Origin of the sequence: Arthrobacter sp. 1088 (assembly GCF_031455315.1) — a bacterium.
GTDB lineage: Bacteria > Actinomycetota > Actinomycetes > Actinomycetales > Micrococcaceae > Arthrobacter.
Genome location: NZ_JAVDSM010000003.1, coordinates 34,975 through 54,892, shown reverse-complemented (window position 1 = coordinate 54,892; position 19,918 = coordinate 34,975). Strand labels below are relative to the sequence as shown.

18 protein-coding genes and 1 tRNA gene are annotated in these 19,918 nt (G+C 61.3%); 10 read left to right on the top strand and 9 right to left on the bottom strand.

Annotation, left to right across the window (positions count from 1 at the left end):
* Positions 1–63: 63 nt before the first annotated feature.
* The 4 genes from J2Y41_RS05240 to J2Y41_RS05225 all read right to left on the bottom strand — a co-directional run bounded on the left by J2Y41_RS05240 (position 64) and on the right by J2Y41_RS05225 (position 5,849).
* Positions 64–366, bottom strand: coding sequence for a DUF4193 domain-containing protein (locus J2Y41_RS05240; protein ID WP_224093604.1), 303 nt, complete (start codon positions 364–366; stop codon positions 64–66).
* Positions 367–798: 432 nt separating this feature from the next.
* Complete coding sequence (gene lhgO / locus J2Y41_RS05235) at positions 799–2,016, bottom strand: L-2-hydroxyglutarate oxidase (protein WP_309926845.1); 1,218 nt, start codon at positions 2,014–2,016, stop codon at positions 799–801.
* Positions 2,017–2,139: 123 nt separating this feature from the next.
* The gene (locus J2Y41_RS05230; RefSeq protein WP_224093600.1) at positions 2,140–2,634 is read right to left on the bottom strand and encodes a DUF805 domain-containing protein; all 495 of its coding nucleotides are present in this window, start codon (positions 2,632–2,634) and stop codon (positions 2,140–2,142) included.
* 314 nt (positions 2,635–2,948) lie between these two features.
* A complete protein-coding gene (locus J2Y41_RS05225) occupies positions 2,949–5,849 on the bottom strand; it encodes an AAA family ATPase (RefSeq protein WP_309926842.1) in 2,901 nt (966 codons plus the stop codon).
* A 142-nt stretch (positions 5,850–5,991) separates the two neighbouring features.
* Here J2Y41_RS05225 and J2Y41_RS05220 point away from each other — a divergent pair, with 142 nt between their 5' ends.
* The 3 genes from J2Y41_RS05220 to J2Y41_RS05210 all read left to right on the top strand — a co-directional run bounded on the left by J2Y41_RS05220 (position 5,992) and on the right by J2Y41_RS05210 (position 8,019).
* On the top strand, positions 5,992–6,216 hold the full coding sequence (locus J2Y41_RS05220; RefSeq protein WP_309926840.1) for a hypothetical protein: 225 nt from the start codon (positions 5,992–5,994) through the stop codon (positions 6,214–6,216).
* 284 nt (positions 6,217–6,500) lie between these two features.
* Positions 6,501–6,779, top strand: coding sequence for a hypothetical protein (locus tag J2Y41_RS05215; RefSeq protein WP_309926837.1), 279 nt, complete (start codon positions 6,501–6,503; stop codon positions 6,777–6,779).
* 508 nt (positions 6,780–7,287) lie between these two features.
* Positions 7,288–8,019 (top strand): DUF72 domain-containing protein, encoded by a 732-nt coding sequence (locus J2Y41_RS05210; protein ID WP_224166530.1) that lies wholly within the window; start codon positions 7,288–7,290, stop codon positions 8,017–8,019.
* A gap of 39 nt (positions 8,020–8,058) precedes the next feature.
* Here the strand turns inward: J2Y41_RS05210 and J2Y41_RS05205 are convergent, their stop codons facing one another.
* Positions 8,059–8,520 carry a GatB/YqeY domain-containing protein gene (locus tag J2Y41_RS05205; protein WP_309926831.1) on the bottom strand — a complete coding sequence of 154 codons (462 nt, stop codon included), beginning with the start codon at positions 8,518–8,520 and terminating at the stop codon, positions 8,059–8,061.
* 202 nt (positions 8,521–8,722) lie between these two features.
* Here J2Y41_RS05205 and J2Y41_RS05200 point away from each other — a divergent pair, with 202 nt between their 5' ends.
* Positions 8,723–9,001 (top strand): DUF3040 domain-containing protein, encoded by a 279-nt coding sequence (locus J2Y41_RS05200; RefSeq protein ID WP_309926828.1) that lies wholly within the window; start codon positions 8,723–8,725, stop codon positions 8,999–9,001.
* 2 nt (positions 9,002–9,003) lie between these two features.
* On the opposite strand, the gene J2Y41_RS05195 is transcribed toward J2Y41_RS05200, so the two are convergent.
* A complete protein-coding gene (locus J2Y41_RS05195) occupies positions 9,004–10,320 on the bottom strand; it encodes an FAD-dependent oxidoreductase (RefSeq protein ID WP_309926826.1) in 1,317 nt (438 codons plus the stop codon).
* 192 nt (positions 10,321–10,512) lie between these two features.
* Here J2Y41_RS05195 and J2Y41_RS05190 point away from each other — a divergent pair, with 192 nt between their 5' ends.
* Together J2Y41_RS05190 and J2Y41_RS05185 are read left to right on the top strand one after the other, a co-directional pair.
* The gene (locus J2Y41_RS05190; RefSeq protein ID WP_396133465.1) at positions 10,513–11,307 is read left to right on the top strand and encodes a histidine phosphatase family protein; all 795 of its coding nucleotides are present in this window, start codon (positions 10,513–10,515) and stop codon (positions 11,305–11,307) included.
* Positions 11,285–12,208 carry an NAD(P)H-hydrate dehydratase gene (locus J2Y41_RS05185; protein WP_309926819.1) on the top strand — a complete coding sequence of 308 codons (924 nt, stop codon included), beginning with the start codon at positions 11,285–11,287 and terminating at the stop codon, positions 12,206–12,208. Before J2Y41_RS05190 ends, J2Y41_RS05185 begins: the two co-directional genes overlap by 23 nt.
* Positions 12,209–12,227: 19 nt before the next feature.
* Here J2Y41_RS05185 and J2Y41_RS05180 read toward each other — a convergent pair whose 3' ends face one another.
* On the bottom strand, positions 12,228–13,904 hold the full coding sequence (locus J2Y41_RS05180) for a RecQ family ATP-dependent DNA helicase (protein ID WP_309926816.1): 1,677 nt from the start codon (positions 13,902–13,904) through the stop codon (positions 12,228–12,230).
* Positions 13,905–13,988: 84 nt separating this feature from the next.
* Between J2Y41_RS05180 and J2Y41_RS05175 the strand changes: the two genes are divergently transcribed.
* Positions 13,989–15,341, top strand: a complete 1,353-nt coding sequence (locus tag J2Y41_RS05175; RefSeq protein ID WP_309926813.1) for a cation:proton antiporter — start codon at positions 13,989–13,991, stop codon at positions 15,339–15,341.
* 468 nt (positions 15,342–15,809) lie between these two features.
* On the top strand, positions 15,810–16,259 hold the full coding sequence (gene trxA / locus J2Y41_RS05165; protein WP_309926810.1) for a thioredoxin: 450 nt from the start codon (positions 15,810–15,812) through the stop codon (positions 16,257–16,259).
* A 56-nt stretch (positions 16,260–16,315) separates the two neighbouring features.
* On the opposite strand, the gene J2Y41_RS05160 is transcribed toward trxA, so the two are convergent.
* Positions 16,316–16,392 (bottom strand) — tRNA-Thr (locus J2Y41_RS05160).
* A gap of 135 nt (positions 16,393–16,527) precedes the next feature.
* Positions 16,528–17,406: a thioredoxin domain-containing protein gene (locus J2Y41_RS05155; protein WP_224093564.1), complete on the bottom strand. Its 879-nt coding sequence runs from the start codon at positions 17,404–17,406 to the stop codon at positions 16,528–16,530.
* Between the two features lie 177 nt (positions 17,407–17,583).
* Between J2Y41_RS05155 and J2Y41_RS05150 the strand changes: the two genes are divergently transcribed.
* A complete protein-coding gene (locus J2Y41_RS05150; protein WP_309926806.1) occupies positions 17,584–19,086 on the top strand; it encodes a trehalose-6-phosphate synthase in 1,503 nt (500 codons plus the stop codon).
* The gene (otsB, locus tag J2Y41_RS05145) at positions 19,076–19,879 is read left to right on the top strand and encodes a trehalose-phosphatase (protein WP_309926804.1); all 804 of its coding nucleotides are present in this window, start codon (positions 19,076–19,078) and stop codon (positions 19,877–19,879) included. The genes J2Y41_RS05150 and otsB overlap by 11 nt, the downstream gene beginning before the upstream one ends.
* Positions 19,880–19,918 lie beyond the last annotated feature (39 nt).

The window sequence follows — 19,918 nt, the reverse complement described above, 5'->3', positions numbered from 1 at the left end:
CGCAAAAGCCCCATCCGACCATCCATTGGCCTGACGGGGCTCGACGCTTTGCGGTGCCTGGGATTAGCCCTCGCAGTCCTTGCAATACTTAAGGCCGTTCTTTTCCAAGGCAACCTGGGACCTGTGGCGGACCAGGAAGCAGGAAGAACACGTGAATTCGTCAGACTGTTCGGGTACCACCACAACGGTCAGTTCTTCACCGGAAAGATCGGCGCCCGGGAGGTCGATGCCTTCCGCGGTGTCGTTTTCGTCGATGTCGATGACTGCAATCTGGGCACCGGCTGCGCGGGACGCCTGAAGAGCCTCAAGCGAGTCCGCGGGAGTCTCTTCTTCTGTCTTGCGGGGTGCGTCGTAATCAGTAGCCATTGGGTTCGCTTTCGTTGCTGCATAGTGCCATTTCAGGCACCTCAGTGAAGCAGTTTAGGGCATAGCATCCGCATTGGACGAAAAGTGTGCCCAAAACAACATTCAGCAGCTTTCAAGCGAACCTTTAGGGGCTACGGCGGACCATTCCCGAGTGGGATTGAATGGCCTGCGCACTGGCGACCGTAACCCCGCTAAGCGCCGGCAACCACGTCCAATCAGCGGGGCGCCCGTGACCCCCTTGGCCCCCGGGATCGTTTACGGGTTCCACACAATCCAGGACGTATGCGGCCTCAATCCATTCGCCGATCCTGGAGCCAATCTTCGCGATTTGTCCGGCCAACCATGATGCTTTCATGCGGCAAAGGTATCCACACGTCATGTGGGGCCGGTTTCTGCAGGGTCACGGGCTTGTTAACTTCCCCTTTTCTGCTACTAGTCCCGCAGAGCCTGCTGCACGACGTACTCCGCAATCGCCATCGACGACGTAGCCCCCGGTGACGGTGCATTCCGCACCAAAACCGTGTCCCGGCGTCGTGAAATCACAAAATCATCCACCAGGGAACCGTCAGCATTCATGGCCTGCGCACGGACGCCGCGCGTGCCGGGAAGAACAGTGGCACCCTCCAACGACGGAACAAAGCGTACGGCCTCCTTAATGAACTTCTTCCGGCTGACCACGGTCTGGAATTCGCGGACCGCCGATGGCACATTCTGCCGGGCAAAATTCCAGAAACCAGGAAACAGGGTGTAATTCAAGACGTCGCGCACATCGATGTCCTTCCACGAATAGGCCTCGCGCCCGAAGGAGATGAAAGCGTTGGGACCCAGCATCATTTCGCCGTCGATCCTTTTGGTGAGATGCACGCCAAGGAAGGGATGCTTGGGGTCCGGCACCGGATAAATCAAGCCCCTGACTTTTGCGCGGCTTTCCTTGCCAAGGAGGAAGTACTGCCCAAAGAAGGGAACGATGCGCGGCGTTGCAGGCTCTCCAGTGGCTTTCGCCAACCGGTCGGATTGAAGCCCGGCGCACGCCACCACAAGATCGTAATGCTCGCCCCCATCCTTCGTGTGGACAACGACGCCGCTCCCCTGCTGTTCCAGCGAGGTGACTTCCTGCCCAAGCCGGATCTGCCCGCCTGCGTTACGGACGTCGTCGGCGAGCGCATTCGTGATGGCCGTGTAGTCCACGATCGCCGTTTCCGGCGAGTGCAAAGCAGAAAGCCCGACGGCGTTCGGCTCCACCTCCCGTATTTGGTCACCGCGCAGCATGCGTGCGCCCGGCACTCCATTGGCCGTTGCCCGCGCGAAGATGTTCTCCAGCCGCTTCGACTCTTCGGAGGTCTGGGCGATCACCAACTTGCCGCAGGCCTCGTACGGCAGATCCTTGGTGGCACAGAATTCGCGAAGCAGTTCCACACCCCTGCGGCACAGCGTTGCCTTCAGCCCGCCGGGTTCATAGTAGAGCCCGGCATGGACCACCCCGGAGTTGTGGCCGGTCTGGTGCTTGGCGAGCTGGTCTTCCTTTTCGTAAACGGTGGCCTGGACGCCGTCGAGTTTGTTGGCCAATTCCCGGGCAACAGCCACGCCGATGATCCCGCCACCAATGACCGCGCAGCGTTTGATGTTTTTCGGCGTTATGTTCGCAGACATGGGAGCTCCTCGTCGGTGGGGATTGGTCCGCATCACTCCACAGCATTCCATGGAGTGGTTCGCCGGGCACGTAAAAAGGGGCGGCACGTCGCGTGCCGCCCCTTTTACTTAGTGCGTGAAGTGCTAGACAGCGCTGGGCTGGTCGAAGCGCTGGCCGGCCGGGTTGGACGGCAGGAGTGCGAGAACCAGAATTGCGAGTCCGCCAAGGAACGGAATGAGGCCGAGCAAGGCGAGCCAGCCGCTGAAGTTGCCGTCGTGCAGACGACGGACCAGCAACGAAATGGACGGAATGAGTACCGCCAGGTAGAACGCAAAGATCAAAATAAGTCCTACAACTGCGCCCGGGCCGGGAACTGCCGTTCCGTTTGCCGAGACTGTAGAACCTGCAGCACCGAGGATGCCGGTAAGGATCTGCAGTACGAGGCCGATGACCCCCAAAGCGAGGGCCACCCACCAGTATTCGCTGCGGCTCGCACGGCCGGTGAAGGCGGTGTACTTCTTGAAGAAACGCTTTACGGCGGCGCCGATGGGTGCGCCATAGTAGGGAGCCCACAGCGGCGGTTCGCCGGTCTGTGCGCCATACGGCTGGGTTTGCTGTGGCTGTTGCTGGTAACTCAAGGTGTTCCCCCGGGGTTAGGTGTGAATAATGCAGTGAGACCTAAACTCTGTGAAGAGTCGTTGCTCATCGTAGTGCTCTCCGCAGTATTTATGCAGGTCGATGGACAAAATTAACCGGGATTTAGTCCGTTGACGGATTATGTCGCCCCAATCCCTCTCTCACATACCAACCCTTTTGCGCCAACCTTCTCTCACATACCAACCCTTTAGAGCCAACGCTCTCTCACATACCAACCCTTTAGGACCAACGCTCTCTCACATACCTCCCGATTTGAGGTTCGACGGCGGCACTGTCGTCTCGTCGTCGTCGAACCTTATCCACCAGTTCTCTTTCGCTCCCGCCGGGCAAGATCAAACTTGTTGGAGGCACCCGTTTTCCGCAGGAGACTGGAAATGTGCGAACTCACCGTCTTTTCGCTAATAACAAGCGATTCAGCAATCTCCCTGTAGGTTCTGCCAGCAGCGACATAGTCCAGGATGGTGGCCTCCCGCGCCGTCAGCCCATCGCGCTTCCTGCCCACCGGATGGGGCACCGCGATGGGCGTTAGCGAGATCCTGGCTTGCTCAGCGAGTTGCTCCAAAAGCCTCTGCACGGGAACGGCTTGAAGGTCGCGCGCCAGTTGGAGTCCCCTGCGGAGGACCTCCGAGGCCTGGGCTTTGGCGCCGTGGCCCTGCAGCAGAAGCGCTTCGGCGGCGCGTTGGCATGCATAGGCTTGTTCCCAAGCCAGGCAAGCGTCCCTGCAAGCGTTAGCAGTGTGAATCCAGACGTCGGCATTGCCGTGATCTCCCCGTGCACGGCCCAATTCCGCCGCGTACAGGCTTCCGAACGCAAACACTTGGCGTTGATACAGTTCCGATTGCTCTCCTGGTTCGTTGAAAACATGAGGAAAGCGCTCCTCCAGTTGGACCACTTCCGCCAGCAACCCAGCTATTGGTTTTCCTTCGTCTTTGGCCTTTTGGACGAGATCGGCGAGAGCCCTGGCCGCCAAAGGCAGCAACCACTCGCACATGGTAGGTGGCGGTCCGGGGCGCAAGATGCCAGACATGGCTGCCTCAAGCGAGGCCTCCGGCCGGCTGGCAAGAGCATTGACCTCTGAACGGATTGCCGCGAAGTTGAGGTTGAGATAGGCCTCAGTATTGCCATTCACTTCTTCAGCGCGGGCTAAATGGACAAAAGCGTCCTCCATCCGCCCTTGTAACGCATCCAGCCGTGCGGCCGTCAATCGGGCGCTTACATCCCCCATAGGACCAGGGTCCAGGCTGATGGCGATACGCAAAGCCGTCTGGGCCTCGCGCCAAGAGCCGATGCCGAGGAAGCTGGCGGCTTCATCCGCTGCGATCTTGGAGATGTAGGGGTGGGGAGCATCATGCTTGGCCAGTTCCTCCCGGGCGATGTGGAGAACGTTCGCGTATTCTCGGCTGATCCAACTCTCCTGGGAGTTGGCAAGCCAAGCCACCGCATGAAGGTAGCCCCAGTAATCCCCGGCCAGGAGTGCCTCTGCCGCTGCAGATTTGGCCAGCCTGAAGGCCTCCTCCGCGTGCTTGGCGAAGAGCTCCACCATTGCAGCGGCTGTGAGCGCGTAGGACATAGCCGTGGGGTTTTTCGTCAGCCGGGCAAGGGAAAGCGCCCGTGCCGCGCCGTCAGCTCCGCCATCTCGATCCAGCCACAGCGCAGCGTGCGTATACTCCGCCAAAGCCAGCGCGTGCTGCCAGCTCTGAGGATGAGCTGCGGAAAGCTGAACCGCCCTCTCCATCTCCGCCAGGTCAAAGAACGACCTTCCCGTGGACATGGACAGATGCATTCGCCTCACCAGTAAAGCAGCCATGTCCAAGGGGTCGACCGTTGGATCGGTGAGCGGGATCAATGAGTCTAAAGCCTCAAGTTCGGCTTTCTGGTTACCAGAGTGGAATGCGGCGCTCCTGACCTGCTTCCAGAGTTCATGGAGAGTCTCCGGCACCATGCCCACTTTGTCCTTGAGCTCCAACGCCCGGCGGAACATGCGCAATGCATCAGCCCAATTTCCGAGGCGGACATGTTCCGTGGCTGCACGAATGGTCCATTGATAGGCAGACGCCCAACGTTCAGCGTGGTAGTGGTGTTCGGCCACGGATGTGATCATTCCGGAAGTAGGCGTTGCCCCATGTGACAGGGAGTTCTCATAGGCATCGGCAAACGCTGAATGCCAGTAGCGCCTCTCCTCGCCGTCCATGTCCTGCTCGAGCATCTCCGCGATGAGCGGATGGTGGAACCAGTAAGTGCCCTCTGGCAGCAGATCCACAATCCCCGCGGTCACAGCCGTCTGCAGCATAGGCAAAACTGATTCCCGGGCGATAGTTCCCCCGGCGACCGTGCGCAGTTCAGCAGCCGCCACCGAGCGTCCGGCAACGGCCAGAATCCGGGTCAATCGTTGGACGGATTTAGGTAGCCCCTTCCACGATCTGAGGACGGCAGCCCTTAGATCCGACGGAAAGCCGTCATCGACCCGCCTGCCGGTGGCCCGCATGCCCTCAATCAAGAGGCTGGTGAAGTAAGGGTTTCCGGCCGAATGTGCGTACACATCCGTGACCAGTGACTGGGGCGGCGGCACACCCAGCAGCCGGGATATTTGAGTAGTAGTTGCCGGCCTGTCCAGAGGCTGAAGTGTTACGAGTTCCACGGTGGGCAGCCGGCGGACGTCTGTCATCCAACGCTCAAGAGGCTGGTTTTCCATCGCGATGCCCGAACGGACTGTGGCCACAATACCCAAGGGACGGTCTGGCGGTCCGGCTATGAGAAACATGAGGATATCCAGTGTTTCTGCGTCCGACCACTGAAGATCATCGATCACCAGGAGCACGGGTCTGGAATGGCTGATCCTGGTCAGCCACTCGTCAACGAAAAGGGGATTGTCTGCGCGTGCTTCAACCATTGCGACACTGCTGAATGGTGCTGGTCTCCCGAGCCGGGCTGCATCGTGGAATGCCGAACGCAGCGCCTGAAATGGCACTTTAAGTGACGTCAGCGGCAGTGCTGCCCCGCTGAGAACAACTACATCCTGGCCAGCCGCGGCACAGATCTGTCCCACTAGCGCCGTCTTGCCTACACCAGCATCGCCGGACACGATTACCGTCCTCGACGCTCCAGCCCGGACGGCATCAATCATGCCCTCAAGTTCAGCCAGTTCATCTTCCCGGCCCACCAGAGCAGTTCCCTTGGAGTTGGCCTTAATAGCCACCGTCCAAGCTTCGCATCCTGCCGACGAGTGGGCTAGGTCCAAGGGTATTTCCCGTGCTTTTAAGGGTGAAGTCCGGATGCCTCGGATTAGTGAACAGCGCAGAGTGAAACTACGCACAAGCACCATTCAAAGGAACCCCGACATGCGTGAATCTGTTAGCCCTGCCAGGCGTCTTTGCCTCGCCCTACTCTTTGTCCCGTTCGTTTTCCTGTCTCAAGGCCAGGCAATCGCGGACGTCCCACCAGACAAATCCCCTACGATCTACGTCGACTGCCCCCTCGAACGTATCGGCACACAACTTGTTCGCTGCGATAACCTCACCGGCGCCGGCGTAGATGCGCCCTATTGGATCCCGGAGCAAAAATGACCGCCCCGGTGATTTTTGGCAGGACGTGAGCGAACATCGGGCAAAACACCGCAGGACGTGAGCGAACGACCGGTAAAACACCGCAGGATGTGAGAGGACGACCGGGGGCGGGACGCGGACCCACCCCCTCCTGTTCCACGTTCGGCTCCACCACCGCGATAGGCCGATGTCCGAGCATGGACATGTGCACAGTGGTTCAGGATGAAGGTAGGCACCTGTCCATATCGCGGCGTTCGGGCATATGTCAGGATCAAAGTTCACATCCTGATACCCCGGAATGGACCATGAACCTCCCACTTTTCCACGACCCCCTTCAGGACCGCGTCACCGCCGACGCCCCCGTGCGTGATCCAAGGATTGGACGCGATGGCGCGTTCCGTCGCGATCCCCGGACACGCATTTCTCCCGGCGCCACGCGGCCCTCCACGCACGCGGCCAAGTCGACACGGAACGCTCGGCAGCGCGAGGTGGCCAAGTCGACACGGAACGCTCGGCAGCGCGAGGTGGCCAAGGTTGCCGAAGATCTCCAGGCGTTGATTGCCAGGGCTGGGATCAAGTCCTGAATAAGGCACCAACTGGCGGCTTCGGCAAGGAATAGATCCGGCCCGAATGGGTACAGATACGGGCATACCCTTCGTAATTCATGCCGATCCTGACGGCAGGAGGTGTGCTGTGAGCAGGAGATCATCCGAACATTGGGCCTGGCCTCTGAGCGCCACCTGAGCCATCTCAGTGTTGATCTTTCCCTGCCGCCTGGTGAATGGGTGCCTTACAGGGTTGCCTGGCTTGGTGGATGCGTCCTTTACAACAGGCAGGCCTTGCTGGATTCGGGAGGCTTCACGTTCTGGCCCCAACTTCCCATTGATCACGCCGGCGAGGATGTGGTGGCGCAGTGGCAGGTGATGGAGAGGTACGGGGGGTGCAGGAATTCTTCCTTCGGGCGCCGTGCACTTGGAGTCACCCACGACGGTGGCGGACCGCCGCGTGGAGGCTTACGAGGTGGTGCTTGGTGTCCGACCCGAGGCGTGACATGAGCCGGCAAGCGCATTCACGAGGACTACCATCCACAGCATGAGTATCCGCATCGGTACGTCCGGCTGGAGCTACGACCATTGGGAAAATGTGCTCTACCCGCCGGGCCTGCCCACGGCCAAGCGCCTGGCGCACTACGTGGCACGGTTCGACACCGTTGAGCTCAACGCGAGTTTTTATCGCTGGCCGCGGGACACCGCATTCAAAAGCTGGCATGATCGCCTGCCGGCTGGATTTGCGATGTCGGTCAAGGCACCCCGCGGCCTCACACATGGGAAAAAGCTGTACAGCCCTGAAGTGTGGGTGGAGCGCATTACCCGCTGTTGGCACGAACTCGGTGACAAAAGAGCTGTGCTGCTTGTCCAGCTTCCGCCTGATTTCGCCCGCGATGATGCCCGGCTCGATTACTTCCTGGCAGCCTTGCCGCATTGGATTCGTGTGGCGGTGGAGTTCCGGCACGATACCTGGGACCACCCTGACGTATACGGCTTGCTTGAACGCCACGAGGCCGCCTACTGCATCATGAGCGGGGCCAATCTGCCGTGCATCCTCCGGGCCACGGCACCCTTCGTTTACGTCCGGCTTCACGGACCGGACCCCCATCACCTGTACGGGGGCTCGTATTCGGAGGAGGACCTTCGCTGGTGGGCGGATCGGATCCGTGAGTGGAACAGCACGGGCAAGGACGTGTACGCCTACTTCAACAACGACGGCGGTGGCAACGCCGTGCGCAATGCCGATACTTTGCGGTGGCTGCTTGGGAACGGCTGACTCGCCGGGGGCGAGCCAGCCAGCGGGTCCTAGGCGGCCCTAGCCCAGGCGGCCCCGCACGATCTCACTGACGGTCTTGCCGTCGAAGCGTCCTGCAACCTTGGCCGTAACCGGCTTCATGACGGCGCCGATGGAACGCATTGACGGTTCCTGCCCGTCGGCTTTCAAAGCTGCGATGGTTTCGTCGACGATGCCCTCTACTTCTTCCCGGCTGAGGGCCTTGGGGAGGTACGCCTCGATGATCTCAGCCTCCGCAACTTCGGCGGCTGCCCTGTCTGCTTCCCCGGCTTCGGTGTAGATGCGTGCGGTATCCCGGCGCTTGGCAGCTTCCTTTTGAAGTAGTGACGTAACCTGCGCATCGTCCAACTCGATGGGCGTTTTGCCCGATTTCTCCCGGGTGGTGATCTCGCCCAGGACATTCCGCACGGTGGTGAGCGCTGTCTTGTTGCCCGCCTTCATGTGGCCTACGACGTCTTCTTTGAGGCGATCTTTCAGTGACATTGTGCTCCTTGATCGGGGTACCTACTTGCCATCGTAGCCAGTTCCCCAAGTGGACGCGGACCGGAATGAGGGTCCGGAAAATTTTCCTTGCGGAGCATTTAGTAAGCATGCTTAGCTTATTGTGCCGCTGGAATTCCTTGAAGGAACCGGTTGGCTCACCGATCGCACCGAGGAGCCTTAGCTCTACATGGGAGGGACAACCATGCACCTAAACGAACGGGAGCGCAGGGTGCTGCAGCAACTCGAACGGGAACTTTTCATCCAGGATCCGGACTTGGCCCGTCAACTGGAAACAGGAATCCCGGCGCGTCGCCCCTATGAACCGCGGGCCCGCCACGTTCTTGCTGTCGCCCTTGGAGTGCTGCTGATGCTGTTGGCCATACCAATCAACCCGTCCCCGTTGGGATACTGTGGCTTCCTTCTGATGGCGTGGGGATTAGTGGCACATTTCGTTCAGAGGGCGCGTTCCACCTCCGGGTGAGCCTATTCCTTTTCCAGACCCGTATCGGTCGATGGGGCCGGACGTACTTCGGGAAGTGTCCGCATAGGGAGCTCCTTCTCGGTTGGCCCACTGACCACCACCTGCGCGGGGCTGTGCAGGAGGTATCCATTGAGCCAGGAAAATAGTGCACGGACTTTCTGCTGGACCCCGGACAAGAGGGCCAGATGGACCAGAAGCCAGGACAAGAAAGCGAAAAGGCCCTGCAACTGGATTCGCTTGCGGCCCAGTTCTGCTACTGCGGCCCCGCGGCCCACCATGGCCATATAACCCTTATCAACGTAGCGGAAGGGAGTACGGCTTCCGCCAGTCAGGTCTGCAAGGATATTGGCTGCCGCCCACTTTCCCGATTGTTGGGCTACCGAGCCAAGCTGTGGCAACTTTGCGCCAGTGGAATCGGTGATGTTCGCTGCATCACCGATGACGTAGACACCATCCACATCCGGGGCGGTCAGGTCCGGACGAACATCGACGCGCCCACCTTTGCCCTGTGTCAGTCCCGAAGTGCTGATGAGGTCTCCTGCTTTCAGACCGCCTGCCCAAACGACGATCTGCGCGGGGACGAAGCTCCCGTCAGCCAGCGCCACACCATCTGTTCGCACTTCGGTAACGCCCACTCCCATATGCAGCTGGACGCCCACCTTCCCAAGACGTTCGGTGGCGTACCGCTGCGACTTCGTGGAGAACATGTTCAACACGCTGGGCACCATGTCCACCAGGTGCACGCGGCAGCGGGCGGCGAGCTCGGGAGAGAAGTACTTGCGGACCATGTATTTCACGTTTTCTGCCATGGCCCCGGCGGTCTCCACGCCGGTGGGTCCTCCTCCCACTACCACCACGTCTACCATGCCTTCTGAGCTTCTGTCGGCCTCATCCAGCAGCCGCGTAATGGCGGTGCCCAGCCTGGTGGCGTCGGTGACGGAGTACAACGGAAAAGCATGTTCCCCGGCACCTGGTGTGTTGAAGAAGTTGGGAACGGCACCTACCGCAATGACCAGGATGTCCGCCCGCAAAGTCACGCCATCGGCGGTAGTGACTGACCGTTGCGCGGCATCAATGGAGGCAACACCCGCCGTCAGGATTTTGACGGTCTTATAGCGGCGGAAAACGGAGCGCAGCGGCCGCGTGATGGCTGAAACCCCGATCTGGGAAGTAGCCAGTTGATAAAGGAGCGGCTGGAACTGGTGGTAGTTGTTCGAGTCAATCAACAGGACGCGTACGCCCTTGCGTCCGAGTTTTTTGGCTGCCGCGACGCCTGCAAATCCGGCACCCACCACGATGACTTGGTATGAGTCCTCCATGCGAGCAACTTACTTCACCATGGGTTCCGGCAACAGTACCGGAGGGTCCCCTAATGTCTTTCAGGCTCGACGGCGGGTGGACGGCCAACGCAGGGACGGTAGCTCGCCGTCGTGCGTTTATTCTCTGGTCCCGTGGGTACGCAGTGGGTAGTGTTCTGCATTCGGCAAGCGCGCGCGAAGGAGTTGGTTTTTTTGAACGACGACGAGCGGACAAAGGCAAGGCAACTGACAGAGGCTGTGCAGGAAGCCGGGGCTGTTGAGTTGCTGCTGGTCCGGCATGGAGAAAGTGAAGGCAACGTAGCCGCGACGGAAGCCCGCCTGGCGCGGGCTGAGGTCATTGACGTCCCCGCCAGGGACCCGGACGTCAACCTATCGGATACCGGCCAGGATCAGGCCAAGGCATTGGGAACTGCGCTGTCCCGGATTGCGGAGGAGTTCCGCCCGGACACGGTGGTCTCCTCCCCCTATGCACGCGCCCTTCAGACAGCGGAAATTGCTGTTCAAACAGCTGGCTGGCCCCTGAAAGTCCACACGGATGAACGCCTCCGCGACCGGGAATTGGGCATTTTGGACAGACTCACCCGCTTAGGCGTGGAAACGCGTTACCCCGATGAGGCCGAGCGGCGCCTCTGGCTGGGCAAGCTGTTCTACAGGCCACCCGGAGGTGAATCCTGGGCTGACGTCGCGCTTCGCCTGCGATCCGTCCTGGACGAGCTCAACAATCTGGGAAGAGGACACCGTGTAATGCTCGTTTGCCATGATGCAGTGATCCTGCTGGTCCGATACGTCCTGGAGGGGATGTCCGAGCGCGAGATCCTGGATCTCGCCGCCAGCACAACGGTGCTGAACGCATCAATTACCCGGTACGTGCGCCCCTCTGGCGCTGGACCATGGATGCTCGAGAGCTTCAACGTGGCCGATCATCTCACCGAACAGGGCGTCACGGTCACCGAGCATGCCGGAGATGCCAGTGTCCACCCACAGTGATTTCCACGGCACTCCCGGCCCCACGCAAGTGACGCCATCGCTTCTGCGTGAGTGGCCGCTGCCCGCTCCTGGCGAAGATAAATATTCACGCGGCGCTGTTCTGATCATCGGCGGTGCACGAACCACTCCGGGCGCCACCGTCCTGGCCGGCATCGCCGCCCTCCGCGCGGGGGCCGGAAAGATTACGTTGGCTGTGGCCGAATCGGTGGCCGTGCACGTGGGAGTCGCGTTCCCGGAGTGCGGGGCGGTGGGCCTGCCGGAAACTGCCGTTGGGTCCGTTACCGGTGAGGGGCTGGACGTCATCTCAAGGTACTTGGAACGGGCAGACGCAGTGTTGGTCGGGCCCGGCCTGGATGATTCGGACTTGGCAGGGGAATTGCTCGCCAGGTTGTTGGAGCGGGAGGAACTCAAAGGCGAAGGGCCGGCCGTTGTCCTGGACGCCTTCGCCCTCGGCGGACTGGTGAAGCTAAAGGGGATGTTGGAACCCTGGCGGGGCCGGTTGATCCTCACTCCCAACCCGACTGAGGCTGGAGTCCTGCTGGGACAGGACTTAAACCACCTCGAAACCGACGTTGCCGCCGTCGCCGAACAGTACGGTGCAGTGGTTAGCTGCCAGGGCGTGATCGCACGCCCACATGGAGAAGACCCCGGGGACCCTGAACTGTGGAAGATCACCACCGGGTACGGAGGTTTGGGTACCTCAGGCAGTGGAGACGTACTGGCCGGTGCCATCACCGGTCTCCGGGCGCGTGGGACCACCGGCGCGCAGGCTGCCTGCTGGGGAACCCACCTGCACGCCGCCGCAGCCGACCGTTTGGCCAGCAAACTGGGCCCGCTCGGGTTCCTTGCGCGCGAACTTGCCGACGAGTTGCCCGCCCTGATGCTGGAGCTGAACACCTGAAACACTGAGCCTCGTAGCGCTATGCAGGCTTCAGCAGTTCGTGTTCCACGACTGCCCTGCGGGAGAGAGTCTTGTACCCTTCCTGCTCGAACAAGACGGTGATGACGTCGTCCTCATGCCTCATCACCAGACCCGGCCCCCATTCCTTGTGAATCACAGCGGACTGCAGCGGGAATGGGTCGCTTTCGCCAGCCCGCTGTTCATTTGGGCTTTGACGCTTTGAGTTGCCATCGACAGCCCCGGAAGCAGCGGCGCACACATCACAATTGCCGCACGGCTCCGAAAGTTCCTCACCGAAATAGCCCAACAGGAACTGTCGTCGGCAGCTGTCCGTCTCCGCATAGGCGCGCATCATTGTCAGCCGGGACTGGTCAACGCGCTGCCGGGCCTCGGCCAGTTCGACGGCGCGTGCCACCAGGGCCGGGAGTTTGGCTTTGGATGCCAGGCGAATGCCACGCTTGCCTGTGGTGACAGCGCTGGCTTCCTCCAACTGGTTGACGAGCCCGGTGAGGCGACGGACGGGGAATCCGGTCAGCTCCGCGAGCGCGCTCTTGGGGGCAGGAGCGCCTGCGGCTTTCAGGATCTTCAGGACTGCCAGGAGCGAATCCGGGTCCGGTGAATGCGTGCCGAAGAACTTCCGCAGGCCAAGATCCTCTTCGCGGTAATGCAGTGTGGCAGCAGCCGGTTTTCCGTCGCGTCCGGAACGGCCTATTTCCTGGTAGTAGGCATCGGGGGATTCCGGAATGTCGGCATGGACGACGAACCGCACGTTGGGTTTGTTGATACCCATGCCGAACGCCGTTGTGGCAACCACGACGTCCAGCTGATCGTCCAGGAACTGCTCATGGATGCGATCCCGGTCAGCATCGGACCGACCGGCGTGGTATGCCTCCGCGCGGAGTCCTTCCTTAGCCAATTTGGTGGCGTACTTTTCCGTGTCCTTACGGGTGGCGGCGTACAGAAGGCCCCGTTCGCCTCCGCTGGCCAGCGTGGAAACCTGCTCCAGGACTGCTTGTCGCTTGCCTTTGTCCTCCTGATGGCGGACCACGTCCAGACTGATGTTGGGCCGGTCAAAGCCACGGACCAGAACCAGCGGATCCTTCATGCCCAGGCGTTCGAGAATTTCATCGCGTACTGGAGGTGAGGCAGTCGCGGTAAGGGCTGCAACCGGAGGGTTTCCCAATCGTTCGCGGACATTTCCCAGATCGAGGTAGTCGGGGCGGAAGTCATGGCCCCAAGAGGAGACGCAGTGGGCCTCGTCCACCACGAACAGGGTGATGTCCAGCTTGGCTATCCGGTCCACAGTCTCCTGTTTGGCCAACTGTTCGGGAGCCAGAAACACGAAAGTGGCTTTGCCGGACTCCGCCGCTTCCCAGGCGTCTTCCACTTCCGAGTCGCTGCGGGAGGAGTTGATGGCGACGGCAACGCCATCACCCAGCTGCCCGTTCAGTCCGTCCAGCTGGTCCTCTTGCAAAGCAATCAAGGGAGAAACCACGACGGCGGGGCGCCCGGTTTGGTTGAAAAGGTACCTGGCTGCCACTTGGTAGGTGGCTGATTTGCCGTACCCAGTGGGCATGACGGCCAGGACGTCGCGGCCGCCGGCGAGCGCAATCATGGCGGCGAGTTGGCCGGGGCGGAGCTTGGGGAGGGAAAAGGAAGACGCCGCAAGGGCGCCCAGGTCTGGATCATCGGACATTGGAAAACGGCTCCGCACAGTGGGTGTTGCGGCCGCTTGCTTCAGCCGAGGTAACCAGACTAACGCGGGCCGGGACCCGGCGTCGTGCGCTTCTTCCTGCTTGTGGATAACTCTGGCCGCCTACCGGGACACCGGCATCATGGCGTCATCGAAGGTGTGGCGGTAGCTTTGGAATACTTTTCCGTCGAAGCGGCCGGGGTAGAAGCGGCCGAGGTACCGGAGGTACCGCTGATGCAGGGCTTGTCTACATCCTTGGTTCTGATCGCACTCTTGGCTGTGGCGGCGCCCCTGGCGGTCCGCTTGCTTGACCGGGTGGTCAAAGTGCCGCTCGTGGTATTCGAGATCGTCCTGGGAATCCTGCTGGGTCCCAGCATGTTGGGATGGATCGAATCCACGCAGTTCACAGACACCCTGGCTGATTTCGGGCTGGCGATGCTCTTCTTCGTGGCCGGCAACGAGATAGATTTTTCCGATATCCGGGGCAGGCCCGCCATCCGCGCCTCTGCCGGTTGGCTGATCTCGTTGGCCGCGGGCGTTGGGGCGGGCTTTCTGTTGGCCCCCACGCCGGAGGCCGCGGTCATCATCGGGGTGGCGCTGTGCTCCACGGCGTTGGGGGCGTTGCTGCCCATTCTTCGTGATGCCGGTGAATCAAGATCCCCGATGGGTATCGCCGTCACGGCATTGGGTGCAGCTGGTGAGTTTGGTCCCCTGATTGCAATCTCACTGTTTTTCAGCGGCAGGCAGCTGGGACCGGCTACGGCAGTGCTTCTCGGATTCGTCCTCCTGGCCGGCATTGCGATTTTCCTGGCTTCCAAGGCGAGGCACACGCTCTTCCACTCGCAGGTCACCCGGACTCTCCACACCAGCGGCCAGTTCGCTGTCCGCTCCATCATGTTCATCCTCACCGTGCTCGTGGTGCTGAGCATGGTCCTGGGACTGGACATGTTGCTGGGGGCATTCGCCGCAGGCGTCCTCTGGAAAGTGGCCATTGCGCGCGCACCCGAACGGGACCGGAAGGTGATCGAGACCAAACTCGATGCCGTTGCGTTCGGGTTCCTGGTGCCCATCTTCTTCATCGATACCGGCATAGATTTCGATCTCGGCGCACTCACGTCCAGCCCGTCAGCCCTGACAATGGTCCCGCTGTTCGTGCTCCTCCTGCTGATCATCCGAGGCCTGCCGTCGATGCTTGCTGCCCCGCCAAGGTCCACGTTCGCCGAGAAACGGGCCATCATGCTTTTCGGGGCAACCGGCCTGCCGATCATCGTTGCCGTCACGGCCATTGGCAGGGATCAGGGCTTCATTTCAAGCGGAATCTCGTCGGCGCTCGTTGGAGCCGGCATGCTCTCCGTGCTCCTGTTTCCGCTACTGGCACTTCGGCAGGGTCAGCGTGAACGCCAACGCAGGATCCCGGTGCCACAGGAGGAAGTCCCTTAGGACAGCGCCTCCCGTGCATACGCCCGGCCAAATTACTCTGACCCTCAAACCCCAACAGGACTCATCGTCCGGGGCCTTTGGCCCCTACAGCACGGATGGTTCACGGCAGATACTGGGCATGGGCCTCTTTTCGGACCTAATGACGGAGCCGGTTCCACCGGTCACCATGAAAGGACACACCACGATGGCACGATGCGACGTTTGCGGAAACGACGATCCGAGGACTTTCACGGTCACGAGGGCCGGCCAAAAGGGCACTTTCGACAGCTTCGAATGTGCCATCCACATGATGGCACCGGCGTGCGAACATTGTGGCTGCCGGGTGTTGGGACACGGCGTCGAGACCGACGAAGGAATCTATTGCTGCGAGCATTGCGCGCGCGAAGCCGGAGCACAGCATCGGGAAAGACCCCATGCCAATACTGACCTCGTTGCTCCGGCCACCCCGTCGTCTGAAAGCCGGCAGGAATGACAGAAAACATCACCGTATGCCCGCACTGCGCAAAGCCAAACAGGGTTCCACCCAGTGCCAGCGGCCTGCCGCGATGCGGGCACTGCCATCACCTGTTGCCTTGGATCGTTGCCGCCGGCGACGGAGACTTCGCCGAAGTCGCCGAAGGGGCAACTCTCCCGGTACTTGTCGACTTCTGGGCTGTCTGGTGCGGCCCGTGCCGGATAGTCAGCCCGGTCCTCGATCAATTGGCGCAGGAACGGGCCGGAACGGTGAAGCTCGTCAAAGTCGATGTGGACAACTCGCCCCATCTTGCCAGGCGTTTCGGCATTCAAGCGGTGCCCACACTCATGATCCTGATCGGCGGAAAGGTCCTCGCCCGCCGCGCCGGGGCCGCACCGGCAGCAGCCCTGCGCTCATGGGTTGATGGCGTTCTTTCCCAAAGACACATGGTCGGCAGGAAATAGCGGGGTCTGCAGGATCGGGTCCGCGATGGACTGGAAAAGACCCAACCAGCGCCCTGTGGAGCCCCCTGTCGGATTCGAACCGACGACCCCCGCTTTACAAGAGCGGTGCTCTGGCCAACTGAGCTAAGGAGGCATGCGCCGAAAACGACGCTAGATAAGGTTAGCCCAGACCCTCCCCGTCACGGAAATCACGAAGGCGGCCAGCCACCCCAGATTGAGCGCAAAGCACAAACCGAGGCGACCAGCCGCCGTCGTAAATTCCTAAGACCTAGCCCTTGGCGTCAACCGCGGTCTGGATTTCAGCGTTCAGGTCGGTGGATCCGTCCCACTTCTTACCGTCGATGAACACGGTGGGGGTGCCCGTGATGCCGATGGCTGCCGCTTCTTGCGTAGCCACCTTTACGTAGGGCCGGTACTGCTTGCTGTCCACGCAGGAGTCGATGTTCGCTGCACCCACCTCCTTGGCCATGGCCTTGAGGTCGTTGTCCGAGATACCGGCGCTGCCTTCGGCAGGCTGGCGTTCGAAGAGGAGGTTGAAGAAGTCGGCGTACTTCTCAGGCGAAGAGTTCACCACGCACGCTGCGGCATTTGCGGCGCGTGAGGAGTAGTTGGTGGTGGATTGCTGGTCCAGGAAGCCAAGGGGACGGTACTCGACGGAAATCTTGCCTTCGTTGCGTAGTTTGGTGAGCGACTCCCCGTAGGTTGTCTCAAACCGCTTGCAAACAGGGCAGATGAAGTCGATGTAGGCGATCACCTTGACGGGCTTGCCGGCCTCGGGCTCACCACCGGGAACAGTGATCGTGGCGGGCTTGGTTGCCGGAGCCGAAGGGACGTCTGCCACGTTCACGGACGAAGCGTCGGACTTTACGACGTCGGAGTTGGCCAGCAATGTTACGCCGCCGTGCACATTGCCATTCGCGGGAGTGGGACCCTGATCGGCGATCGGCGCGCTTTGCTGGATGCTGGTGGTCACTACCAACGCGATGACGGCAAGGATCGCGACAACGGCCACCACAATGCCCCAACCGATCAGGAGTTTGTTGCGCTTTTCCTTTTTCAGCTGCGCTTCGCGGATTTCGCGCGCTTTCTCCCGTGCCTGGGCGGTGCGTTCAGCCTTGGAGAGGCGGGGTTCGTTTGCGGGGCTCATCAGTTCCTCGGATTACTCGACGTCGGTAGTGCATAGCTAGGGCAACGGGGTCAGTTTACGGGAGCAATCTTGAAGATTCGGCGCGCACGCAATGACCCGGTCGTTGAACGATCAACCGCCCTCTATGATTCCGCCGGTAGGCTGGGAGGTGAGTCACAGCAACCCCAGGGAGCAGTAATGCAGGATTTGGCAAGCGAAAAACTCAAGACGGAAGACGGCGTTAGGGCCTCTCCCACCAGGAAGCCAACGGCGAGCAAGTTCGACTTCATGGTGGTGTCCAACCGCCTGCCCGTCGATCGCTGCAGCAGCGATGGCGACGGCGATAGTGGCGGGGGCTGGCGACGCTCACCGGGCGGCCTGGTTACCGCGCTTGCACCGATGATGACCAAGTCCGACGGCGCGTGGGTGGGCTGGCATGGCGCCCCGGATGAAACCGTGCGCCCTTTCAGCCACGAAGCGATGGATCTTGTCCCGGTCCAGTTGAGCAGCCACGATGTCGAGCTGTACTACGAGGGCTTCTCCAATGCGACCATCTGGCCGCTGTACCACGATGTCATCGCCCCGCCGGAATTCCACCGCACGTGGTGGGATTCGTACCGCCAGGTAAATAAGAAGTTCGCCGACGCCGTCATCCGCCATGCCGCTGACGGCGCGACGGTGTGGGTCCAGGACTACCAGCTCCAGTTGGTTCCCCGCATGCTCCGCGAGGCACGGCCGGACCTGAAAATCGGCTTCTTCAACCATATTCCCTTCCCGCCTCCGGAGATCTTCGCCCAGCTGCCGTGGCGCCGCGAGATCATTGATGGACTGCTGGGCGCGGACCTGCTGGGCTTCCAGCGTCCCAGCGATGCCGGCAACTTCATGCGCTCTGCCCGCCGCTTCCTGGGCGCCAGCGTCAAGCAACAGCAAGTGCATGTAAAGGGCCCGGACGGCGAGGTCACCCACATTGCCCGTGCGCAGGCCTTCCCTATTTCCATCGATGTGGACCAGATCCGCGAGTTGGCCGGGAGGCCGGACATCATCGAGAGGGCCAAGCAGATCCGCAAGGACCTGGGCAACCCGAAGACCATCCTTCTTGGCGTGGACCGCCTGGACTACACCAAGGGCATCGGCCACCGCCTGAAGGCCTTCGAGGAACTCCTGCGTGAGGGCAGCATCAAGGTGGAGGACGCCACCCTGATACAGGTAGCGAGCCCCAGCCGGGAACGCGTGGAGCAGTACCGGCTTCTGCGTGAAGAAATCGAGGGCACCGTTGGCCATATCAATGGCACCTACGACACCATCCAGAACACTGCAGTCCGCTACCTGCACCACAGCTACCCCGTTGAGGAAATGGTGGCGCTGTACCTCGCCGCGGACGTCATGCTGGTCACGGCGCTGCGCGACGGCATGAACCTGGTGGCCAAGGAATACGTGACGGCCCGTTCCGAGGACGACGGCGCGCTGGTCCTGAGTGAGTTCGCCGGCGCTGCCGACCAATTGAAGCAGGCGCTGCTGATCAACCCGCACGACATCGATGGCCTTAAGTCGGCCATTCTCCGGGCCGTTAACCTCTCCCCCAAGGAAGCCCGCCGCCGCATGAAGCTGATGCGGAAGCAGATCCTGGACCACGACGTCGATCATTGGTCGGCGGAGTTCCTGGCCGCCCTCGAGGAGAAGGTGGTGCGCGATGACAGCTGAGCAGACGCCCCTGTCTTTGTCCCCGGAACTGTTGGACGCCATCAGGCGTATCGCTGGCACGGACCAACTCCTGGTGGCCTTGGATTTCGACGGCACCCTCTCCCCGATCGTGGACCATGCTGGTGACGCGCGGCCCCTTCCGCGATCGGCTGCGGCTTTGGAAGCCCTGGCTGAACTGCCGCGCACGACGACGGCACTCATCTCCGGGCGCGCCCTGGACAGTTTGCGCCTGGTCGCCTCGCCTCCTCTGAACACGTTGCTGATTGGCAGCCACGGCGCGGAGGTGTGGCTGGGCGAAGGGTCCGTGGGCCTGGAGTTGGATGACGAACAACGTGCACGGCTCGCTTCAGTACGCGACGTCCTGGCCGGCATCGTCGATATCGCGCCAGGGACGTTGCTCGAGGACAAACCCGCCGGAGTCGTCCTTCACACACGGCTTGCCGACGACGACGTTGCGGAAGATGCAGTCGAGGCCGCCATGCGGGTTCTGCGCGAACATCCTGGCGTGTACGTAAAAACCGGCAAACGCGTGCTGGAGACGTCCGTTGTCAAGGCTTCCAAGGGCGAGGCAGTGGAGTTCCTCCGTCAAGCGACCGGCGCCACGGCCATTCTGTTCGCCGGCGACGACGTGACCGATGAGGATGCCTTGGGCCGGCTGATGGGCGACGACGTCGGCATCAAGGTGGGCTTGGATTTCACGCAGGCAGAGTACCGGGTGGAAGCCCCGGTGCAGGTTGCGGAACTGTTGGAAGCACTCCTGCGGGAGCGCCGCCGAGTCACTGCCGAAGCATGAGCCCGTCATTGGGAAGCATGAGCGGGACCAACGTCACAT

Coding starts and splice junctions, on each gene's coding strand:
- J2Y41_RS05240 (WP_224093604.1), bottom strand. CDS start 366: ATGGCTACTGATTACGACGCACCCCGCAAGACAGAAGAAGAGACTCCC.
- lhgO (WP_309926845.1), bottom strand. CDS start 2,016: ATGTCTGCGAACATAACGCCGAAAAACATCAAACGCTGCGCGGTCATT.
- J2Y41_RS05220 (WP_309926840.1), top strand. CDS start 5,992: ATGCGTGAATCTGTTAGCCCTGCCAGGCGTCTTTGCCTCGCCCTACTC.
- J2Y41_RS05215 (WP_309926837.1), top strand. CDS start 6,501: ATGAACCTCCCACTTTTCCACGACCCCCTTCAGGACCGCGTCACCGCC.
- J2Y41_RS05210 (WP_224166530.1), top strand. CDS start 7,288: ATGAGTATCCGCATCGGTACGTCCGGCTGGAGCTACGACCATTGGGAA.
- J2Y41_RS05205 (WP_309926831.1), bottom strand. CDS start 8,520: ATGTCACTGAAAGATCGCCTCAAAGAAGACGTCGTAGGCCACATGAAG.
- J2Y41_RS05200 (WP_309926828.1), top strand. CDS start 8,723: ATGCACCTAAACGAACGGGAGCGCAGGGTGCTGCAGCAACTCGAACGG.
- J2Y41_RS05195 (WP_309926826.1), bottom strand. CDS start 10,320: ATGGAGGACTCATACCAAGTCATCGTGGTGGGTGCCGGATTTGCAGGC.
- J2Y41_RS05185 (WP_309926819.1), top strand. CDS start 11,285: ATGCCAGTGTCCACCCACAGTGATTTCCACGGCACTCCCGGCCCCACG.
- J2Y41_RS05180 (WP_309926816.1), bottom strand. CDS start 13,904: ATGTCCGATGATCCAGACCTGGGCGCCCTTGCGGCGTCTTCCTTTTCC.
- trxA (WP_309926810.1), top strand. CDS start 15,810: ATGACAGAAAACATCACCGTATGCCCGCACTGCGCAAAGCCAAACAGG.
- J2Y41_RS05155 (WP_224093564.1), bottom strand. CDS start 17,406: ATGAGCCCCGCAAACGAACCCCGCCTCTCCAAGGCTGAACGCACCGCC.
- J2Y41_RS05150 (WP_309926806.1), top strand. CDS start 17,584: ATGCAGGATTTGGCAAGCGAAAAACTCAAGACGGAAGACGGCGTTAGG.
- otsB (WP_309926804.1), top strand. CDS start 19,076: ATGACAGCTGAGCAGACGCCCCTGTCTTTGTCCCCGGAACTGTTGGAC.